This is a genomic window from Burkholderia sp. Ac-20392 (genome assembly GCF_017104585.1).
Taxonomy (GTDB): domain Bacteria; phylum Pseudomonadota; class Gammaproteobacteria; order Burkholderiales; family Burkholderiaceae; genus Burkholderia; species Burkholderia lata.
This window is the reverse complement of record NZ_JAAGPB010001207.1, coordinates 1-255: the sequence shown is the minus strand read 5'-3', so window position 1 is coordinate 255 and position 255 is coordinate 1. Positions and strand designations below refer to the sequence as shown.

1 rRNA gene is annotated in these 255 nt (G+C 53.7%); it reads left to right on the top strand.

Features of this window, described 5'->3' with window-relative positions:
- A 23S ribosomal RNA gene (locus G3N99_RS41650) occupies nt 1-255 on the top strand; the annotation flags it as partial.

The window sequence follows — 255 nt, the reverse complement described above, 5'->3', positions numbered from 1 at the left end:
AACAGTCAGGAGGTTGGCTTAGAAGCAGCCACCCTTTAAAGAAAGCGTAATAGCTCACTGATCGAGTCGTCCTGCGCGGAAGATGTAACGGGGCTAAGCTATATACCGAAGCTGCGGATGCGTGCTTAGCACGCATGGTAGGAGAGCGTTCTGTAAGCCTGCGAAGGTGTCTCGGAAGGGATGCTGGAGGTATCAGAAGTGCGAATGCTGACATGAGTAGCGATAAAGGGGGTGAAAGGCCCCCTCGCCGTAAGC